Source organism: Azotobacter chroococcum, assembly GCF_004339665.1.
Taxonomy (GTDB): Bacteria; Pseudomonadota; Gammaproteobacteria; order Pseudomonadales; family Pseudomonadaceae; genus Azotobacter; species Azotobacter chroococcum.
The window spans coordinates 214,537-227,596 of record NZ_SMMU01000004.1 but is presented as its reverse complement, the minus strand read 5'-3'; the positions used below and the strand labels follow the sequence as shown (position 1 = coordinate 227,596).

At 70.0% G+C, this 13,060-nt stretch carries 12 protein-coding genes; 8 read left to right on the top strand and 4 right to left on the bottom strand.

Going from position 1 to position 13,060, the window contains the following annotated elements; all coding sequences use genetic code 11:
• The first annotated feature begins 136 nt into the window (after positions 1 to 136).
• On the top strand, positions 137 to 1,126 hold the full coding sequence (locus EV691_RS06295; RefSeq protein WP_131300886.1) for an ABC transporter substrate-binding protein: 990 nt from the start codon (positions 137 to 139) through the stop codon (positions 1,124 to 1,126).
• A gap of 36 nt (positions 1,127 to 1,162) precedes the next feature.
• Here EV691_RS06295 and EV691_RS06290 read toward each other — a convergent pair whose 3' ends face one another.
• Complete coding sequence (locus EV691_RS06290; protein ID WP_131300884.1) at positions 1,163 to 2,089, bottom strand: ketopantoate reductase family protein; 927 nt, start codon at positions 2,087 to 2,089, stop codon at positions 1,163 to 1,165.
• 59 nt (positions 2,090 to 2,148) lie between these two features.
• Positions 2,149 to 3,147, bottom strand: a complete 999-nt coding sequence (locus EV691_RS06285; protein WP_131300882.1) for an LLM class flavin-dependent oxidoreductase — start codon at positions 3,145 to 3,147, stop codon at positions 2,149 to 2,151.
• A gap of 337 nt (positions 3,148 to 3,484) precedes the next feature.
• Between EV691_RS06285 and EV691_RS23275 the strand changes: the two genes are divergently transcribed.
• Positions 3,485 to 3,847 (top strand): hypothetical protein, encoded by a 363-nt coding sequence (locus tag EV691_RS23275; RefSeq protein ID WP_207390264.1) that lies wholly within the window; start codon positions 3,485 to 3,487, stop codon positions 3,845 to 3,847.
• 18 nt (positions 3,848 to 3,865) lie between these two features.
• On the opposite strand, the gene EV691_RS06275 is transcribed toward EV691_RS23275, so the two are convergent.
• Positions 3,866 to 4,756 (bottom strand): LysR family transcriptional regulator, encoded by an 891-nt coding sequence (locus tag EV691_RS06275; protein WP_131300880.1) that lies wholly within the window; start codon positions 4,754 to 4,756, stop codon positions 3,866 to 3,868.
• Between the two features lie 181 nt (positions 4,757 to 4,937).
• On the opposite strand from EV691_RS06275, the gene EV691_RS06270 reads away from it, so the two are divergent.
• From EV691_RS06270 to dctM, 6 genes are all read left to right on the top strand, one after another.
• Positions 4,938 to 6,749 carry a sensor histidine kinase gene (locus EV691_RS06270; protein ID WP_131300879.1) on the top strand — a complete coding sequence of 604 codons (1,812 nt, stop codon included), beginning with the start codon at positions 4,938 to 4,940 and terminating at the stop codon, positions 6,747 to 6,749.
• Positions 6,746 to 8,128 carry a sigma-54-dependent transcriptional regulator gene (locus EV691_RS06265; RefSeq protein WP_089169533.1) on the top strand — a complete coding sequence of 461 codons (1,383 nt, stop codon included), beginning with the start codon at positions 6,746 to 6,748 and terminating at the stop codon, positions 8,126 to 8,128. Before EV691_RS06270 ends, EV691_RS06265 begins: the two co-directional genes overlap by 4 nt.
• A gap of 145 nt (positions 8,129 to 8,273) precedes the next feature.
• Positions 8,274 to 8,657, top strand: coding sequence for a bacteriocin (locus EV691_RS06260; RefSeq protein WP_089169534.1), 384 nt, complete (start codon positions 8,274 to 8,276; stop codon positions 8,655 to 8,657).
• A gap of 315 nt (positions 8,658 to 8,972) precedes the next feature.
• Positions 8,973 to 9,965 (top strand): C4-dicarboxylate TRAP substrate-binding protein DctP, encoded by a 993-nt coding sequence (dctP, locus tag EV691_RS06255; protein WP_089169535.1) that lies wholly within the window; start codon positions 8,973 to 8,975, stop codon positions 9,963 to 9,965.
• A gap of 90 nt (positions 9,966 to 10,055) precedes the next feature.
• Complete coding sequence (locus tag EV691_RS06250; RefSeq protein ID WP_131256378.1) at positions 10,056 to 10,688, top strand: TRAP transporter small permease; 633 nt, start codon at positions 10,056 to 10,058, stop codon at positions 10,686 to 10,688.
• The gene (dctM, locus tag EV691_RS06245) at positions 10,685 to 11,968 is read left to right on the top strand and encodes a C4-dicarboxylate TRAP transporter large permease protein DctM (protein ID WP_131300877.1); all 1,284 of its coding nucleotides are present in this window, start codon (positions 10,685 to 10,687) and stop codon (positions 11,966 to 11,968) included. The genes EV691_RS06250 and dctM overlap by 4 nt, the downstream gene beginning before the upstream one ends.
• Positions 11,969 to 12,126: 158 nt before the next feature.
• Here the strand turns inward: dctM and aroE are convergent, their stop codons facing one another.
• Positions 12,127 to 12,978 (bottom strand): shikimate dehydrogenase, encoded by an 852-nt coding sequence (gene aroE / locus EV691_RS06240; protein ID WP_131300875.1) that lies wholly within the window; start codon positions 12,976 to 12,978, stop codon positions 12,127 to 12,129.
• Between the last annotated feature and the right edge of the window lie 82 nt (positions 12,979 to 13,060).

Here is a 13,060-nt window from a genome sequence, read left to right as displayed (position 1 = left end):
CCACACGTTATGAGAAGAAGGCCAGCCATTTCAAGGGAATGCTGGCCTTTGCGGCTGCTCTGCTATGGCTACGCTGATACGTCAACAGAACCTAGCATCCCTCCCCAGCATGGACACTCACTGAGAGGGAACACCGATGTCGCAACACTCGGGCGGCCTGTCGCGCCGCCGCTTTCTCGCCGGCAGCGCCGGCGCCATGGCCATGGCGCCCCTGCTCGGCCACGGCCTGCGCGCCGAGGCGGCCGCGCCGGGCCGGCTGCGCGTCGCCCAGTACAAGGGCGGCGACAGGCTGCTGCTGGAGGCCGCCGGCCTCGCCGACACGCCCTACCCCATCGACTGGGCGGAATTCGCTTCGGGCAACCTGATGGTCGAGGCGATGAACGGCGGCTCGCTCGACCTCGCCTACGGCAGCGAGATCCCGCCGCTGTTCGGCTTCATCAAGGGCGCGCGCATCCGCGTGGTCGGGGTGATCAAGGGCGACGTCAACGAGCAGACGGTGCTGGTGCCGAAGGACTCGCCGATCCGGTCGATCGCCGACCTGAAGGGCAAGCGCGTCGGCTACGTGCGCGCCACCACCACCCAGTACTACCTGACCAAGATGCTCGCCGAGGTCGGCCTGAGCTTCGCCGACATCGAGGCGATCAACCTCTCGGTGCCCGACGGCGCTGCCGCCTTCCGCGCCGGCCAGCTCGACGCCTGGGCGATCTACGGCTACTCGGTGCCGCTGGCGCAGACCTCGGCCGGCGCCCGGGTGCTGAAGCGCGCCAACGGCTACCTGTCGGGCAACTACCTGTTCTTCGCCGCCCCCGAGGCCATCGCCGATGCGCCGCGCCACGCGGCGATCGCCGACTTCTTCGTGCGCCTGCAGAAGGCCTTCGCCTGGCGCCAGGCCAATCCCGAGCGCTACGCCGCGGTGCTCGCCGCGGAGATCGGCGTGCCGGTCGAGGCGGTGCTCGCCCTGCTGCGCAACGAGAGCCAAGTGCGCCGCCTGGTGCCGGTGGACGACGCGGCGATCCACAGCCAGCAGGACGTGGCCGACACCTTCTTCAAGGCCGGGGTGATCGAGCGGCCGGTGGACGTGCGGCCGCTGTGGGATGGAAGCTTCGCGGCCGCGCTAGCGGATTGAGCCGGCGCCCGGCCCCGCCGCGCGCCGGCGGCGGGGTCAGGCCAGGGGAATCGACAGGCAGCCGAGCAGGGTCCTGAGCACCGGCACCGGCTCGCCGTAGCGCTCGGCGATGGCGATCGGCGCGGCGAGCAGCGCCTCGGTTTCCAGGCGGCGTCCGGCCAGGCGGTCCTGCAGCATCGAGGTGCGCGTGCCGCCCACCTCCTCGGCACGCCGCACCCGCAACTCGGGGGTCATGCTCAGCGGATGGCCGTCGCGCTCGGCCAGCCGGAAGATCTCCGCCATGCCGGCGAGCAGCACCGCGCGGGTGCGCGGCGTGCGCGCCAGCTCGCCGACCGTCGCCCCGGTGATCGCGCTCAGCGGGTTGAGGGTGGCGTTGCTCATCAGCTTGGTCCACACCTCGCGGCGGATCTCCGCCGAACTCTCGGCGGGAATCCCGGCGGCCTGCCAGAGAGCCACCAGCGCCAGCAGCGGCGCATCCGGCTCGCCCTGCACCCGCGCGCAGATGTAGCGGTCGCTGCCGGTGCGCCGCACGCGGATGCGGCCGGGCGCGGTGCGCTCCACCGCATGCTGGACGACCAGCGCCACGCTGCGCGCCAGCAGCGGCGCGCCGGCGATCTCGCCGTCGCGGTGCGACCACCACCAGGGAATGCCGTTCTGCAGGAAGACGTATTCGGTGGCGGCGTCGCCGAGGGCCGTCAGACGCGGCAGCAGCTCGCCCAGATCGTGCGACTTCACCGCGACGATGACCTGGGCGAAAGGCCCCTGCAGCGCATCGAGCGGCGCATAGCGCACCGTCGGCGCCTGCCAGAACTCGTCGCCCTCGGCCGCGATCCCGTCGGCCTGGGCGCCGGCGCCCGGGCGCAGCGCCACCGTCACGGCGTGCCCGGCCAGGCTCAGAAGGCCGGCGAGGTACAGGCCCAGACTGCCGCCACCGATGACGGCGATGGGTTTTCCTATCGACATGCAATGCTCTCCTTGGAAGGGGCCGGCGGCGCGCGGGCGGCAGCCGCCGGTCGCGAAATTCAGAACGGCGCGAAGGCCTCGACCGGCAGGCGCAGGGGAATCCGCTCGCGCACCTGCGGCAGCAGCTCGCGGCCGAACTCGATGGCGTCGGCGAGCGGGTCGAAGCCACGCACCCGAAAGCTCTCGACGCCGAGGCGATGGTAGGCGGCGAAGGCTTCGGCGACCTGCTCCGGGGTGCCGACCAGGGTCGCGGAATCGCCGTCCAGGCCGCACCACAGGCAGTCGTCGAACACCTGGCCGCGCGAGGCGAAGGGCAGCAGCCGCCCGGCCCGCTCCCAGGCGGCGGCCTCGCTGGCGCCGAGCACCACGCGCAGCGACAGACCGAAGCGCACCGCCCCGGCGCGCCCCTCGCGGGCGGCGGCGGCGCGCACCATGCCGATGCGCACGGCGACGCTGGCGAGCGGCTCGCCGGCCATCGCATAGACGTCGGCATGCCGGCCGGCCAGCTTGGCCGCGGCCGGCGAGGCGCCGCCGCAATGGATCGGCAGGCGCGCCTGCAGCGGACGCAGTGCAGCCTGGTGGCCCTGCACCCGGTAGTGGCGGCCCTCGAAGTCGAAGGGCCGGGTGCTGTTCCAGGCCTGGCGCAGCAGGCCCAGGTATTCGTCGCCGCGCGCCGGCCAGTCGCTGCGCTCGAGGAAATCGCCGTCGCGCTGCGGCACCCCGTCCTCGACAAGCAGCAGCGCCGCGCGGCCGTCGCTGAAGTGGTCGAGGGTGGCGAACTGGCGCGCCGCTTCGGTCGGCGCCAGCAGGCCCGGCCGGTGCGCCACCAGCAGGCCGAGCCGGCGGGTCTGCTGGGCGACGTGGGCGGCCACCTGCAGGCCGTCCGCAGCGGCGTCGTGCCAGCCGATCAGCGCCGCATCGAAGCCGCCGTGCTCCAGGGCGCGGGCGCAGGCGCCCAGATAGGCCTTGTCCAGCGGTACGGCGCCGGGCGGCAGGGGTTCGCGGATCTCCCGCGCGGGAAGGACGCCGATGAGTTCGACGCGGCTGGCGCTGAGCATGCTGCGGCTCCGGATGGGCGGATGGAATGCTGGAGGGGGAGCCTACCGAGCCGGGCTTTTAATATCCAAAAACCATTTTTCATATGGTTATAAAGAGCTGACAGTTCTAAAAACCTGTTCGCCGTCTTTTGGCCAGGCCATCCGTTTCGCTCACCGCTCTTCCAGCGTCGCCGGCACGGCTCTCCAGCCCGGCCAAAGAGCGCTCCACGAGCCGGCGCGGTATTTCTACGCTGAGTGAAGGACGCCGCCCGCGAGGCCAGGCGGGCCTGCGGGCAGCGGCGTCGCGGCCGCCGGCATCATGTCCTTCAGCCCCCTCTACCGACAGGCAGGCGTCCAGATGAGCCCCATTTACGAGCCCCACCACACGCCCCCCATCCCCGTCGGCCGGTTCGCCCTGCGCATGCTTGCGCACGCCTGCGTGGCGCTGGTGGTGATCGCGATCTCGCTGCTTCTCGGCATGCTCGGCTACCGGCACTTCGAGCAGATGTCATGGATCGATGCGTTCGTGAACGCGGCGATGCTGCTCGGCGGGATGGGGCCGGTCAAGACTGTCGGCCTGAGCCCGCCGGGGAAGCTCTTCGCGGGAATTTACGCGCTGTATGCCGGGCTGGTGTTCATCGCGGTGATGAGCATCATGCTGGCGCCGGTGGTGCACCGGGTGCTTCACCGCTTTCACTGGGAAGGGGAAGAACCGAAGTGACGCGGCGCAGGCGCACCCTCAGTGCGGCGTACGGAAGAACGCCTTGGCCTCGCGGAAGCAGGCCTCCGCCAGCGGCGAGCGCGGGGCGGCGCGGCGGATGATCAGGCCCAGCGGGGCGAGGGTGCGGGCGTCCTCGATGGGGATCAGTTGCAGGTGTTCGGACTCCCGCTCGAAGCCGCCCTCGAGCGGGACGATGCCGCAGCACAGCCCGGCGCCGACGGCGCGCACCAGCAGGTAGACGGCATCGGTCTCCAGGCGCAGGTTGGGGGTCAGGCCGTGGCGGCGAAAGCCGTGGTCGATCGACTGGCGAAAGTGCATGCCGGTCGACAAGAGGCCCAGCGGCAGCTCGGCCAGTTCCGCCCAGCCCAGCACCGGCGCGGCGAAGCTGAAACGCCGCGGGTCGTGCAGCAGGCCCATGTGCACCTCGGTCAGCGGATAGGCGTCGAACAGCACCCGGTCGAGGCGTTCGAGGTAGGAAATCCCCAGGTCGAGCTGGTTGCGTCCGAGCCGTTCGAAGATCTGCTCGCTGCTCAGCACCGAGACCACGAAGCGCAGGCTCGGGTGCAGCTCGGCGAACAGGCCGACCAGGTTCATCGGGTCGAAGCCGGCCAGCGGCACCACCCCCAGGCGCAGGGTGCCGACCAGCTGGCCGCGGCAGGCGGCGGCCTCGGCGTGCAGGCCCTCCTCCGCCGCCAGCAGCGTGCGCGCCCAGGCCAGCACACGCAGGCCGGCCTCGGTGAAGCCCTCGAAGCGGTGGCTGCGGCGGATCAGTTCCAGTCCCAGCTCCGCCTCGAGGTCGCGGATGCGCATCGACAGGGTCGGCTGGGTCACGTGGCAGCGCGCGGCAGCCTGGCCGAAGTGCCGGGTCTGTTCGAGGGCAACGAGGAATTTCAGCTGCTTGATGTCCACGCGACGGCCTTTGCTGGGAAACTAGGCGCCAGCTTGCCGGCAATCGCCGCGCCAGGAAAGCATGACGGACCAGGCTTGCACGATTCCTGCAAGCGACACGCCAGTCGCGTGCCGGTTATCCCTTCCCGCCGCCTTGGGAAATAATGGATGACAGGCCCCTCCATCCGTCGAGCGCATCGCCATGCAACTGCCCTCCTTCCTCCGCCGCCCGCGCTGGCGCAGCCTGGCGCTGCTCGCCCTGCTGCTGGCGCCGCTGCTCTGGCCGCTGCAGCAGCTGGCCGAGCGCTATTACCTCGGCGAGCTGCTGCAGCAGAACCGCCAGACCCTCGACCTCTACGTCGCCAACCTGCTCGGCACCCTGCGCCGCTACGAGGTGCTGCCGCAGATCCTCGGCGACCTGCCGGCGCTGCACAACGTGCTGCGCGATCCCCAGCAGCCCGGGGCCGCGGACGAGGCCAACCGGCTGCTCAAGAAGATCCTCGAGCGCACCGGCGCCGATTCGCTGTACCTGATGGACGCCAGCGGCCGCACCCTGGCCACCTCCAACTGGGACCAGCCGGACAGCTTCATCGGCCGCAACTTCGCCTTCCGCCCCTATTTCAGCGAGGCCATGGCCGGCCGCCAGGGGCAGTTCTTCGGCCTCGGCACCACTTCCGGCAAGCGCGGCTACTACTTCGCCGCGGCGGTGCGCGACGGCGGCGAACCCCTCGGCGTGCTGGTGATCAAGGTCGACCTGGACCGTACCGAACAGCTCTGGGGCAATACCCCCGAACGCCTGCTGACCACCGACAAGCACGGCGTGGTGATCCTCACCTCGCACGCCGACTGGCGCTTCCGCGCCACCCGGCCGCTGGAGGCCGGCGAGCTGGCCGAGATCGCCGCCAACCTGCCCTACCCGACCCGCGCCCCGCAGCCGCTGCAACTGAACCCCGGGGACTGGCTGGTCCAGCAGCAGCACATCGAGGAGACCGGCTGGACGGTGCAGATCCTCGCCCCGCGCACGCTGCTCGAACGCCCGGTGCGCGCCGTGCTGGTCAGCGGCGGTGCCGGGCTGCTGGTGCTGATGCTGCTGCTCGGCCTGCTGCTGCAGCGCCGCCGCCACTATCTGGAGCGCATCGCCCTGGACAGCCGCACCCGCCAGGAGCTGGAACGCCGCGTGCAGGAGCGCACCCAGGATCTGGAAGACCTCAACCAGCGCCTCAAGCAGGAGGTGCTGGAGCGCGAGCAGGCCCAGCAGGAGCTGGTCCGCGCCCAGGACGACCTGGTCCAGGCCGGCAAGCTCTCGGCCCTCGGCACCATGAGCGCGAGCATCAGCCACGAACTCAGCCAGCCGCTGGCGGCGATCCGCAGCTATGCCGACAATGCCGGCGTGCTGCTCGACCATGAGCGCTATCCCGAAGCCCGCGACAACCTGCAGCAGATCAGCCAGCTGACCAAGCGCATGGCGCTGATCATCGCCCACCTCAAGGCCTTCGCCCGCCGCGACCGCCAGGCGCCGGAAAGCGTCGCCCTGCAGCCGGCGCTGGAGGACGCCCTGGCCCTGCTGGCCAACCGCCGGCGCAGCCTGGAGGTGGAGCTGGTCCGCGACCTGCCGGACGCCACCCTCTGGGTGCAGGCCGGCGAGACGCGCCTGCGCCAGGTGCTCGGCAACCTGCTGGCCAACGCCCTCGACTCGCTGGCCGACCGGGCGCCGCCGCGGCGCCTGTGGCTGAGTACCCAGAACCTCGATGACGGACGGATCAGCCTGAGCCTGCGCGACAATGGCCCGGGCTTTTCCGCCGAGGCCCTGGAGCGCGCCCGCGAACCCTTCTACACCACCAAGACCACCGCCCGCGGCCTGGGCCTGGGCCTCGCCATCTGCGACAGCCTGGTCAACGCCCTGGGTGGCGAGCTGCTGCTGGCCAACCAGCCGGGCGGCGGCGCGCTGGTCACCCTCAACCTGCAGCCGGCCACCAGCGCGGTCGGCGCCCAGACCGTGGAGGACTATCCATGACCGTCGATGCCACGACCCAGGTGCTGCTGATCGACGACGACCCGCACCTGCGCCAGGCGCTCAGCCAGACCCTCGACCTGGCCGGCCTCAAGGTCTGCGCCCTGGCCGACGCCCGCGGCCTCGCCGAGCGCCTCGACCGCGACTGGCCGGGCGTGGTGGTCAGCGACATCCGCATGCCCGGCATCGACGGCCTGGAGCTGCTCGGCCAGCTCAAGGCGCTCGACGCCGAGCTGCCGGTGCTCTTGATCACCGGCCACGGCGACGTGCCGCTGGCGGTGCAGGCGATGCGCGCCGGCGCCTACGACTTCCTGGAAAAGCCCTTCGCCAGCGAGGACCTGCTCGACAGCGTGCGCCGCGCCCTCGACCTGCGCCGCCTGGTGCTGGACAACCGCAGCCTGCGCCTGGCGCTGGCCGACCGCCAGGAACTGTCCGCCCGCCTGCTCGGCCAGTCGCCGGCCATCGCCCGCCTGCGCGAGCAGATCGGCGCGCTGGCGGCGACCAGCGCCGACGTGCTGATCCTCGGCGAGACCGGCAGCGGCAAGGAGGTGGTGGCGCGCGCCCTGCACGACCTGTCGAACCGCCGCGCCGGCCCCTTCGTGGCGATCAACGCCGGCGCCCTGGCCGAGTCGGTGGTGGAGAGCGAGCTGTTCGGCCATGAGGCCGGCGCCTTCACCGGCGCGCAGAAGCGCCGCATCGGCAAGTTCGAGTTCGCCAACGGCGGCACCCTGTTCCTCGACGAGATCGAGAGCATGAGCCTCGACGTGCAGGTCAAGCTGCTGCGCCTGTTGCAGGAGCGGACGGTCGAGCGGGTCGGCTCGAACCAGCTGATCCCGCTGGACATCCGCGTCGTCGCGGCGACCAAGGAGGACCTGCGCCAGGCCGCCGACCAGGGCCGCTTCCGCGCCGACCTCTACTACCGGCTGAACGTCGCGCCGCTGCGCATCCCGCCGCTGCGCGAGCGCGGCGAGGACATCCTGCTGCTGTTCCAGCACTACGCCGACGCCGCCGCCACCCGCCACGGCCTGCCGCCGCGCAGCCTGCAGCCGGAGCAGCGCGCCCAGCTGATGCTGCACCCCTGGCCGGGCAACGTGCGCGAGCTGCAGAACGCCGCCGAGCGCTTCGCCCTCGGCCTGGAACTCGGCCTCGGCCCGGCGCCGGGCGGCCAGATGCCGCCCGCGCTGCCCGGCGGCGGCTCGCTCACCGAGCAGGTGGAAGCCTTCGAGCGCGCGCTGATCGCCACCGAGCTGAGCCGCCCGCACGGCTCGCTGCGCAGCCTGGCTGAGGCCCTCGGCGTGCCGCGCAAGACCCTCCACGACAAGCTGCGCAAGCACGGCCTGAACTTCGCCGACGGCGGAAACCCGCCGGACGATGCCGCCTGAGCGGCGGCCCGCCGCCGCCGGCCGCGGCCGGCTTCGCCCTTGAAGCATGTCTCAACTGGCAGACAGGCGGCAGTCCGGGGGTTTGCCGGGCAGCGGGTCGCCCGCCACAATGCGTTGCCTTTTTCCTGAACCAGAGGTTCGCAACATGCGTAAAACGCTTTCCATCCTGACCCTGAGTCTGCTGTGCGCCCACGGCGCCCTGGCCGGCGAAGGAACCACCCAGACCGCCATCGGCGGCGGCGTCGGCGGCGCCCTGGGCAACGTGCTCGGTCAGAGCATCGGCGGCAGCACCGGGGCGGCGGTCGGTGCCGGCCTGGGTGGCGCGGCCGGTGGCGCCGTCGCCGCCAAGAGCGGCAAGAAGACCAAGGCGGCCCTGGGCGGCGGTCTCGGCGCCGCGGGCGGCTCGCTGCTCGGCAACAAGCTCGGCGGCAGCACCGGCGCCGCCATCGGCGCCGGCCTGGGCGGCGCGGCCGGCGGCGCCATCGCCAACGGCATCGGTGACAAGAAGCACAAGCACCACCACGACTGATCGTCCCCGCACGTCCGACAAGGCCCGCGGTGTGCGGGCCTTGTCGGTGGCGAAAATCCGCCGCGCACCAGCCCCGCAAATGGCGAATATCCGCCACTCGCTTCGAGCAAATCCCCCCTTCATCCCCCGCCGAAACGGCGCCGCGCGGCAGGCGATCGCCTGCGGCCAGGCTTCGGCACGACAGTTGCCGAGGCTCTGTCCTGGCGAGCGTACAGGCCGGCCAGTCGGCAAATGCCGCCTAGACTTGTCCGGAACGCATCGCCGAAGCCCCGCCCCAGGGGCCGCCAACAACAACAAACAAGAAAGGTAACGCCCATGCTCCGCTTCACTGCCAAGGCACTCGTCTGCGCCCTCTCCATCGGCCTCGCCGGCCTGACCCAGGCCGCCGATCCCGTGATCATCAAGTTCTCCCATGTGGTGGCGGAACACACCCCCAAGGGCCAGGGCGCCCTGCTGTTCAAGAAGCTCGCCGAGGAGCGCCTGCCCGGCAAGGTGCGGGTCGAGGTCTACCCGAACTCCTCGCTGTTCGGCGACGGCAAGGAAATGGAAGCGCTGCTGCTCGGCGACGTGCAGATCATCGCCCCCTCGCTGGCCAAGTTCGAGCACTATGCCAAGCCGATCCAGATCTTCGACCTGCCGTTCCTGTTCGACGACATGGCCGCGGTCGACCGCTTCCAGGCCAGCCCGGCCGGCCAGGGCCTGCTCGGCTCGATGGAGAGCAAGGGCATCACCGGCCTCGGCTACTGGCACAACGGCCTCAAGCAGCTGTCGGCGAACAAGCCGCTGTACGAGCCGAAGGACGCCCGCGGCCTGAAGTTCCGCGTGCAGGCCTCGCAGGTGCTCGAGGAGCAGTTCAAGGCGGTGCGCGCCAACCCGCGCAAGATGAGCTTCGCCGAGGTCTACCAGGGCCTGCAGACCGGCGTGGTCAACGGCGCCGAGAACCCCTACTCGAACATCTACAGCCAGAAGATGCACGAGGTGCAGAAGTACATCACCGAGTCCAACCACGGCCTGCTCGACTACATGGTGATCACCAACACCAAGTTCTGGAACGGCCTGCCTGACGACGTGCGCGGCGAGCTGCGCAAGATCATGGACGAGGTCAGCGCCGAGGTGAACAAGCAGGCGGACGCTCTCAACCAGGGCGACAAGGAGCGCATCCTCGCCGCCGGCACCACCGAGATCATCCAGCTGACCCCCGAGCAGCGCGCCAAGTGGCGCGAGGCCATGCAGCCGGTATGGAAGAAGTTCGAAGGCGAGATCGGCGCCGACCTGATCAAGGCCGCCCAGGCCGCCAACCAGCCCTGACCTGCCGCGGACAGCCCCGCCGGGCGGGCCGGCCGTAGCGCCGCGACCCGCCACGGGGCCTGCCTCTTCGCCCTACCGGAGACACCTGCCATGCATGCCCTGCGTCAGGTCTGGGACCACTTCGAGGAAGGATTCATCGCCTTCCTGCTGGCGGCCATGACCCTGGTGACGTTCGTCTACGTCATGCTCAACAACCTCTACGCCTTCTTCTATGCCCTGGGCGACCGCTTCGCGTTCGCCAGCGACTTCTTCTACGCCCTCGGCGACCCGATCCTCGAGTGGGCCCAGGCGATGACCTGGAGCAACGCCCTGACCAAGGCGCTGTTCGCCTGGCTGATCTTCTTCGGCCTGTCCTACGGCGTGCGCACCGCCGGCCACATCGGCGTCGACGCGCTGGTCAAGCTGGCCAGCAAGCCGGTGCAGCGCATCATCGGCCTGATCGGCTGCGTCGCCTGCCTGGCCTATGCCGGCCTGCTCGGCGTGGCCAGCTTCGAGTGGGTCAAGACCCTGTTCGACGCCGCCATCGGCGCCGAGGACCTCGGCCACTTCGGCGTCCAGCAGTGGCACATCGGCCTGATCGTGCCGCTCGGCTTCGCGCTGGTGTTCGTCCGCTTCGCCGAGATCTTCGTGCGCATCCTGCGCAATGAGCAGACCGGCCTGGGCCTGGCCGACGAAGCCGCCGAGGTGGCCAAGCTGACCGACCACGAGGAACTGCGCAAATGACCATCCTGTTCCTGTTCCTCGCCCTATTCGTGCTGATGTTCATCGGCGTGCCGATCGCCATCGCCCTGGGCCTGTCCGGCTCGCTGACCATCATGCTGTTCAGCCCGGACTCGGTACGCTCGCTGGCGATCAAGCTGTTCGAGACCTCCGAGCACTACACCCTGCTGGCGATTCCCTTCTTCCTGCTCGCCGGCGCCTTCATGACCACCGGCGGCGTGGCGCGCCGGCTGATCGACTTCGCCAACGCTTGCGTCGGGCACATCCGCGGCGGCCTGGCGATCGGCGCGGTGCTCGCCTGCATGCTGTTCGCCGCGCTGTCCGGCTCCTCGCCGGCCACGGTGGCGGCGGTCGGCTCGATCGCCATCGCCGGCATGGTCCGCTCGGGCTATCCGCAGGCGTTCGGCGCCGGGATCGTCTGCAACGCCGGCACCCTGGGCATCCTGATCCCGCCCTCGGTGGTGATGGTGGTCTACGCCGCCGCCACCGAAAGCTCGGTGGGCAAGCTGTTCATGGCCGGCGTGCTGCCGGGCATCCTGCTCGGCGTGGTGCTGATGGTGGCGATCTATATCGTCGCGGCGAAGAAGCACCTGCCGGCGCTGCCGCGGGCGACCTTCGCCGAATGGCTCTCAGCCGCGCGCAAGGCGATCTGGGGCCTGCTGCTGATGTTCATCATCCTCGGCGGCATCTACTCGGGGATGTTCACCCCCACCGAGGCGGCGGCGGTGGCGGCGGTCTACGCCGGCTTCGTCGCGCTGTTCGTCTACAAGGACATGCGCCTGCGCGAGGCGCCCAAGGTGCTGCTGGAGTCGGGCAAGCTGTCGATCATGCTGATGTTCATCATCGCCAACGCCATGCTCTTCGCCCATGTGCTGACCACCGAGCAGATCCCGCAGACCATCACCGCCTGGGTGATGGACATGGGCCTGTCGCCCTGGGCCTTCCTGCTGGTGGTGAATCTGGTGCTGCTGGTGGCCGGGGCCTTCATGGAACCCTCGGCGATCATCCTGATCCTCGCGCCGATCCTCTTTCCCATCGCCGTGCAGCTGGGCATCGACCCGATCCACCTGGGCATCGTCATGGTGGTGAACATGGAGATCGGCCTGATCACCCCGCCGGTGGGGCTGAACCTGTTCGTCACCTCGGCGGTGACCGGCATGAGCGTCGGCCAGGTGATCCACGCCGCGATGCCCTGGCTGCTGCTGCTGCTCGGCTTCCTGCTGGTCATCACCTACGTTCCGGCGATCTCCCTGGCCCTGCCCAACTGGCTGGGGATGAGCTGAAGCGCTGCACAACCGAACCCTTGCCTTTGCCCGGCCCTGCGCCGGGCTTTTTTTCGACCTCGCCGCGCCGGGCAGCAAAAGGTTCGTCGCCCCTGCCCGGCGAAGGCGGCCTAGATGCTCAGGGAGAGACAGCCGGGCTCCCGAATCGAGGGCCGGCGCTATGCATGAAAGATGTTCTCCAGCGCCCGGCGCATCACCGCGGCGTCGACATCGATGCCCGTCCAGTACTTGATGCCGATGACGCCCTGATTGACCAGCATGCCCAGCCCGTCGAGCACGCGGCAGCCGCGCGCCTCGGCGCTGCGGATCAGGTGGGTTCGCGGCGGGTTGTGGATGCCGTCCGCAACCACCATGCCGGGATGCAGCGAATCCAGATCGAGATCGAGACGCTGGTCGACGTTCGGATACAGGCCGATGGAGGTGGCGTTGATCACGATGTCGGTGTCGCGCGGCACCGCCACCGTGCCGCTCCACAGGCGCAGCTCGGCGCAGGTCGGGGTCTTGCCGTTGAGCAGATCGACCAGCGTCTGGCCGGTGTCGCGACTGCGGTTGACCACGGTGATGTGGCTGGCGCCGGCCAGGGCGAGTTCCACACTAACCGCGCGCGCCGCGCCTCCCGCGCCGAAAATCATGACGGATTTGCCACGCGGATCGACGACCTCGCGCATGGCCTGGACAAAGCCCTTGCCGTCGGTGTTTTCGCCGATGAAGGCCTCGCCACGCCTGACAATGGTATTGACCGCGCCGATGATTTCGGCCGACGGGCCGAGCCCGTCGAGATGCCCGATGACCGCGACCTTGTGCGGAATCGAGCAGTTGAAGCCGGCCCAGCCCATGGCCTTGGCGCCCCGCACGGCATCGCCGAGGAACTGCGGCGCCACCTCGCAGTTGATGTAGCGCCAGTCGAGTCCGTGATGGCGATAGGCGGCCTCGACCATCGCCACCGTCGGATTCTCGGCGGCCGGCATCGCGAACGATCCGGTCAGCGTGCTCAGGAAGTTTGGCTCCATGGTGTACTCCCACAACGGTCTATCGATTGATGGATTGATTCGGCCACGGCCGACTAATTCACGATGAATGAATTATTAATCC